The sequence below is a fragment of the Spirulina subsalsa CS-330 genome (genome assembly GCF_028330765.1).
Taxonomy (GTDB): Bacteria; Cyanobacteriota; Cyanobacteriia; order Cyanobacteriales; family Spirulinaceae; genus Spirulina; species Spirulina subsalsa_A.
The window spans coordinates 1-6,397 of the sequence record NZ_JAQMTY010000189.1 but is presented as its reverse complement, the minus strand read 5'-3'; the positions used below and the strand labels follow the sequence as shown (position 1 = coordinate 6,397).

Annotated in this window: 7 protein-coding genes; 5 read left to right on the top strand and 2 right to left on the bottom strand. The window is 52.9% G+C overall.

Annotated elements, in window-relative coordinates; genetic code table 11:
* Positions 1-309: 309 nt before the first annotated feature.
* Both PN477_RS13330 and PN477_RS13325 read right to left on the bottom strand, forming a co-directional pair.
* Complete coding sequence (locus tag PN477_RS13330; protein WP_272116615.1) at positions 310-591, bottom strand: type II toxin-antitoxin system RelE family toxin; 282 nt, start codon at positions 589-591, stop codon at positions 310-312.
* Entirely contained in the window at positions 588-800 is a 213-nt protein-coding gene (locus PN477_RS13325; RefSeq protein WP_272116613.1) for a hypothetical protein, read from the bottom strand. Before PN477_RS13325 ends, PN477_RS13330 begins: the two co-directional genes overlap by 4 nt.
* Positions 801-932: 132 nt before the next feature.
* Here PN477_RS13325 and PN477_RS13320 point away from each other — a divergent pair, with 132 nt between their 5' ends.
* From PN477_RS13320 to PN477_RS13300, 5 genes are all read left to right on the top strand, one after another.
* Complete coding sequence (locus PN477_RS13320) at positions 933-1,187, top strand: hypothetical protein (protein ID WP_272116611.1); 255 nt, start codon at positions 933-935, stop codon at positions 1,185-1,187.
* A gap of 29 nt (positions 1,188-1,216) precedes the next feature.
* Entirely contained in the window at positions 1,217-1,471 is a 255-nt protein-coding gene (locus PN477_RS13315) for a hypothetical protein (RefSeq protein ID WP_272116609.1), read from the top strand.
* Entirely contained in the window at positions 1,456-1,788 is a 333-nt protein-coding gene (locus tag PN477_RS13310; protein ID WP_272116606.1) for a type II toxin-antitoxin system PemK/MazF family toxin, read from the top strand. Before PN477_RS13315 ends, PN477_RS13310 begins: the two co-directional genes overlap by 16 nt.
* 27 nt (positions 1,789-1,815) lie before the next feature.
* The gene (locus tag PN477_RS13305) at positions 1,816-4,722 is read left to right on the top strand and encodes a CHAT domain-containing protein (protein WP_272116603.1); all 2,907 of its coding nucleotides are present in this window, start codon (positions 1,816-1,818) and stop codon (positions 4,720-4,722) included.
* 69 nt (positions 4,723-4,791) lie between these two features.
* On the top strand, positions 4,792-6,360 hold the full coding sequence (locus PN477_RS13300) for an MBOAT family O-acyltransferase (RefSeq protein WP_272116601.1): 1,569 nt from the start codon (positions 4,792-4,794) through the stop codon (positions 6,358-6,360).
* Positions 6,361-6,397 lie beyond the last annotated feature (37 nt).

The window sequence follows — 6,397 nt, the reverse complement described above, 5'->3', positions numbered from 1 at the left end:
GTGCCGTTCTTGGAGATATCGTGAGACCCACAGGTCGGACAGGTCATCTCAATAGCCATGAGCTTGTCTCCCTAGTTATCGTAGTTGTGTAGCCTGATTTTCCTCCGTCCCGTGCATTAATGCACTACCCGGTTTTTGTAACGGGCGGATGGTTTGGGGCAGGTTGGGTTAGGCTATAGCCATTGTTTTTGTCGGTGTTGAGGTGGTGGTGATGTCTTTGCACTTAGGTCTGTTGGGTGGGATTGTGTTGTCGGGTTTTGTGGCGACGGGGGCTGTGGCGGTTGAACCGGACAGGTAATGACAAGGCATTCACTGCCCGTAAATATTGCCCCGGAAGTTAATGTCATAGACAAAAATTGTTTCTGCTTCTGTCTGAATCTGAAAGATGATGCGCATCTTGCCCACGCGAATTCTAGAGAACGATTTCAACTCGCCTTTGAGCTTTTTGATGTCTAGCTCTTCGGGAGGATAGACTTTCTGCGTTTCTAGGCAGGTTTTAAGGATGCCAATTTTGGTGAGTACAGCTTGGCGACTGTTGGTATCAAGTTTTTTGAGGAATTTGTGGGCAGATTTCCTGAGCTTGACTTTCATGATTCAAACCAGTCGGTGATGTCTTCAAACTCCTCATCTGCGTAGTCGGCTGGGTTAAAGGTGGCTTCGATCTCAGTCTGCTCGGTATCGTCTACATAGGGGAGCAGCATTTCAAAGAATTTAAACCATTCTTCTCGCATCACTTCCCGGACTCCTTCTTTAATCAGGGTTTTGAGGGTTTGGGGGTCGAGGGGGGTAGATTGTTCCATTGGCTGTATGGGTGCGGTTTGGTTCTTATTCTAGCGGCTGAGAGCGTTACGGTTTTTGAAACGGGCGGATGGTTTGGGGCAGGTTGGGTTAGGCTATAGCCATCGTTTTTGTCGGTGTTTGAGGTGGTGGTGATGTCTTTGCACTTAGGTCTGTTGGGTGGGATTGTGTTGGCGGGGTTGTTGGCGGGGGAGGTGGGGGCGATCGCGCCGCTCCATCGCGCCCCCGAATTTTCTACCCAGTCTTTGCCACCAGACCCCGAATTTTCCCGTGAACTCCTCGCGCAAAGTGCCGAAGCGAATGAAGCGTTACTGCTTTATCAAGAAGGGCGGGAGTTGTTCGACCAAGGGACAGCCGCATTGTTTCCACACATTAACATTAGACTATGAGCCAGATGTATCGTTGTTTTTAACTAACCATGGAACGCAATACAGCCACATTGTTTGAGAAGCTTCAAAGTCTTCCTGTGGAGCAATTACCAGCAGTTGAAGATTTTATCGATCGCCTTCTGGCCCAGTCAGAGCGGCAGCAGGTTGTTATGAGTATGCAGCAAGCCGCCGCACCTATATTTGCCACAACAGAAGATACCCCAGAAGATGTTGTTTATGATGAAATGGTTTTGGCTCAGGATTGGTTGAAACCGGAAGAGGATGAAGCATGGCGCGATTTGTAAAGGGTGATGTGGTGGTTGTGCCATTTCCGTTTTCAAATTTGGCTGGAGCGAAGCGTCGTCCGGCTTTGGTGGTGGCGACGTTGACGGGGGAGGATGTAATTTTATGTCAGATCACCAGTCAAACGGTGCGAGATACTTACAGTGTGACGCTTGGACGTGAGGACTTTTTGAGTGGGGGGCTGAAGCAACTCAGTAATATTCGACCAAATCGTTTGTTTACGGCGGCGAGTGGTTTGATTTTGTATAAGGCGGGACAGATTAGGTCAGCTTGTCTGGAGAAGGTTCATCAACAAATTGTTGCTATTTTGCGGTGTTAGTATTGTGTATTTGTCGAGGTTGTGATCATGTCTTTACGGTGGGGTTTGTTGGGTGGGATTGTGTTGGCGGGGTTGTTGGCGGGGGAGGTGGGGGCGGTTGGTAGCAATGGGGCGGCGCAGCGCAGGATTGAACCCCAATTCTTGCCCTCGCTGGATTTCCAGGCTCAACCCCACGCCCCCCTAGGGTTGGAGGTTCCCCGTGAATTGTGGGCGCAAGGTGGGGAGGGCAGTGAAGCATTTCAGCTATACCAAGAGGGGCAGGAATTATTTAATCAAGGGACAGCAGAATCGTTACAAGCAGCCATTGAAAAATTTGCAGAATCGATTGCGTTATTTGAGGCAAGAAACGAGAAATTTAGTGAAGCGGCTGTGCGGTATTGGTCGGGGTTTGCTCATCTCAATTTGGGATACAACCGCGAAGCGTTAGAACAGTACGAACGATCAATCGCCATTTTTGAAGCAGCCGCCCAACAAGCCACGGGCGAAAACTTACAAACCGCCCAAACCTGGCAAGCCCGAACGTTAATGAGTATGGGATTTGCTTACGATGCCTTGGGTGAAAAGCAACGGGCGCTGGAGTATTTCGAGCAAGCCTTACCCCTGTATCGAGCGGTGGGCGATCGCGACGGGGAAGCAAGAACCCTTGGTAATATCGGTCAGGTTTACGACTCCCTAGGAGAAAAGAGCAAAGCACTGGGGTATTACAGCCAAGCCTTGCCCCTGTTTCGGGCGGTGGGCGATTCTCCAGAGGAAAGGCTTCGCCAACGAGGCGGGGAAGCCACGAGCCTCGCTAGTATCGGTACGGTCTATTCATCACTAGGAGAAAAGAGCCGGGCGCTGGAGTATTACGAGGAAGCCTTACCCCTATACCGGGCGGTGGGCGATCGCGGCGGGGAAGCCACCACCCTCACTAATATCGGTGTGGTCTACTCATCACTAGGAGAAAAGAGCCGGGCGCTGGAGTATTATGAGGAAGCCTTACCCCTGTTACGGGCGGTGGGAAATCGAAGAGTGGAAGCCACCACCCTCAATAATATCGGTGCGGTCTACTCAGATTTAGGAGAAAAGAGCAGGGCGCTGGAGTATTTCAACCAGGCTTTACCCCTGAGACGGGCAGTAGGTGATCGCAGCGGGGAAGCCAGCACCCTCAATAATATCGGTGCGGTCTACAACTCGTTAGGAGAAAAGAGCAGGGCGCTGGAGTATTACGAGCAAGCCTTGCCCCTAATGCAAGCCACAGGTAGCCGTGAAAACCTCAGTATTACCCTCAATAATATCGGTAGAATATTCGCCGCCCAAAACCAACCCGAAGTCGCCATCATCTTCCTCAAAGAATCCGTCCGCGTTCGCGAAACCATCCGCACCGACAACCGCCAACTTGACGAACAACTCCGCCAAACCTACGTCACCACGATCGAAGACGACTACCGCTTCCTCGCCAATCTCCTCCTCGAACAAGCCCGCATCCCCGAAGCCCAACAAGTTTTAGACCTGCTCAAACTCCAAGAACTGCGCGACTTCACCAACACCCGCGCCAGCTTCACCAGCGACGGCCAAATCCGCTACACCGACCCCGAACAAGCCGTCCTCGACGACCACAACAGCCTGATCGCCCTCGGAACCGAAATCCTCACCTGCCAAGAGACCAACTGCGACACCATCGCCCAACTCTACGACCAACGCATCAAACTCAAAGAGCAATACAACGACCAAGTTAACCAATTCATCGCCACCATTCGCGCTAACCGTGCCGATGATGAAGTATTTCAAGACCCCGAAAAACTCAGCGGTGATGCCAACACACTGCTCCGCGCCTACAATCAAGCCGGACAGAACGCCGTTTTGATTTATCCCTTCGTCCTCGAAGACAAACTCTGGCTCGTCTGGGCAGCAGCCGGGGGCGTAATTGGTAGCATTGAAGTCCCCGTCACCCAAGCCGAACTTGCCCAAACCGTCCAACGCCTCGGCAATCAACTCCAGCGTGACGGCAGCCTCAGCAGCCTCCAAGCCACCAGCCAACAACTCTACAACTGGATGATTAAACCCCTCGAAAGTGAACTGGTCGCCAACGAGATTGACCATTTAGTATTTGTGAACGATCGCGTCACCCGCTACATTCCCATGGGTGCATTACATGACGGCGAACAATATTTACTAGAACGCTACACCCTCTCCAGTGTCCTCGCTCCTGCCCTCACCGACACCAGCAGCCGCCTCGCACCGGACACGCAAGTGCTCGGCATGGGTCTCACCGATGCGATCGCTGGTTTTAATCCCCTCCCGGCGGTGCAAGCTGAATTGGATGCGATCGTGACTCAAGGCGATGATCCGGGGGTGTATCCCGGTCAAGTGCTGCTCAATCGTAACTTTACCTTCGACAGCCTCAAAACCAACGTCTTTCGCCATAACATTTTGCACCTGGCTACCCATGCCGCCTTTGTGCCCGGTCGCGCTGATGAATCCTACATTCTTTTAGGGGATGGCAACCGGCTCAAAGCCGACGATATCAACGCCATTGAAGACCTCCTCGAAAACGTGCAACTGGTGATCCTCTCCGCTTGCCAGACCGCCCTGGGGGGCGAAGCAGGAGATGGCACAGAAATCGCCGGAATTAGTTCCTACTTTCTGCGTTCCAACCGTGCCGAGACCGTGATCGCCTCCCTCTGGAAAGTCAATGACAGCAGCACCAGCGTTTTGATGCAGCGATTTTATGCCCTGCTCTCTACGGGCGAACTCACCCAAGCCGAAGCCCTCCGCCAAGCCCAACTCAGTTTGCTCTATCGGGAAGAAACCGCCGACTTTGAAACGAGGGTAGCCGATAGTCGTTCTTTGGTATCTGTGCGACCCCGCAACGGTGCAGCCACCCCCGCCGCCCCCGGTTTCAGCCATCCTTACCATTGGTCGCCCTTTATTTTGATCGGCAACGGCTTGTAGGCGATCGCACCCCCAACGCCCCAAATTCAGCGAGAGCGATCGCGCCTAATTTCGCTATGCTACATCCTGATGCTGATCACGGCTTACCCCAACGCACCGATGACCTTTCTTGATCCGTTTTACGCCCTGTTTTTGCTTGCTCTCACCCTGCTGTACTGGTGGCCACGGCCACGGGCGGCCCGGATTCGCCTTTGGTTGGTGTTGCTGGCCAGTTTGGTGGTCTATACCTCGTTGCAAGTACAGTATTTGCCGCTGCTGTTGCTGCTGACGGGGCTGAATTTTTGGATTGGCAAGGGGATGGCGATCAAGTCCCGCCCAGAGGTGCAATCGGATCAGGCTCATCTGTCCAATGAAGCATGGGAGGCGATGCAAACCCTGTGGAGTCAACGGGCGACGCAGTTGTTGATTCTGGGGATTGTGCTCAATGTGGCTTGTTTGTTTGGGTTTAAATATTTGCTGCTGGTGTTGAATGGGGTGGTGGCGATCGCACCTAGTCCCGCCGTTGAAGTGGGGCGATCGTGGTTGCAAAACCATATCCTCGTACCCTTGGGGATTTCGTTTTTTACCTTTGAAAATTTGGCCTATCTGATTGATGTCTATCGCGGCGCACCGGCCAGCCGTGATTTTCTTGATTTTGCCAGTTATAAATTCTTCTTTCCGAAACTGATTTCGGGGCCGATCACCCGGTATCACCCCTTTATCACCCAATTCAATGACCAAACCCGCACCCCAAAATTGGAGCATTTCACCGAGGGTTTATGGTTGTTTGCGGCGGGAGCAGTGAAAAAGGCCCTGATCGCTGACCCGCTGGGGATGTTTGTGGACTTGTGTTTGGGAAATTTGGAGCGGGCGGGGAGTGTGGATCTGTGGTTGGTGGTGTTGGCCTATGGGTTGCAGTTGTATTTTGACTTTAGCGGCTATGTGGATATGGCGCGGGGTAGTGCGATGTTTCTGGGGTTTACCCTGCCGGATAATTTCAATTTTCCCTATTTCACCACGAGCATCGCTCAGTTTTGGCGGCGCTGGCATATAACCCTAGGGGATTGGCTGCGCAATTATCTCTATTTTCCCTTGGGCGGGTCGCGGCGGGGGTTGGTGCGCACCTGCATTAACCTGTGGCTGATTCTGTTCATCGCCGGGATTTGGCATATTGATACGCGGGGGACGGCTTGGGGGTTTTTGGTGTGGGGCGGTCTCCATGGGGTGGCGTTGGTGGTGCATCGCCTGGGCGATCGCTACAGTCAAACCCATGCCCGCTGGGGCCAATGGTGGGAGTCTGTACCGGGGATGGTGACGGCTTGGGTGGTGACCCAGGGCTTTGTGTTTTTGGCGTGGATTTTCTTCCGGTTGCCGGATTTGCGACAATCGGGGCTGATGGTGCGGCATCTCTTCGGCGTGGCGGGGGATATTCAATTTACCCAGAAGGTCTATTTTGAGGCGTTGGGGTTGGGACGGTTTGACCTGTTGTGGTGGATGATGGTGTTGGTGGTGGTGATGGCGTTGACCTATTTGGTGCAGGGGGGGTTAAAGTTGCAATTAAATTGGCATTTAAAATTAGTATTGGTTCCCCTCTGTTTCTTTGCGGTGTGGATGCTTGCCCCAGAGGGAGGAACGCGCTACATCTATTTTGATTTTTAAGCCGCCAACGGGAGAAGCGATCGCACCTGCGATCGCT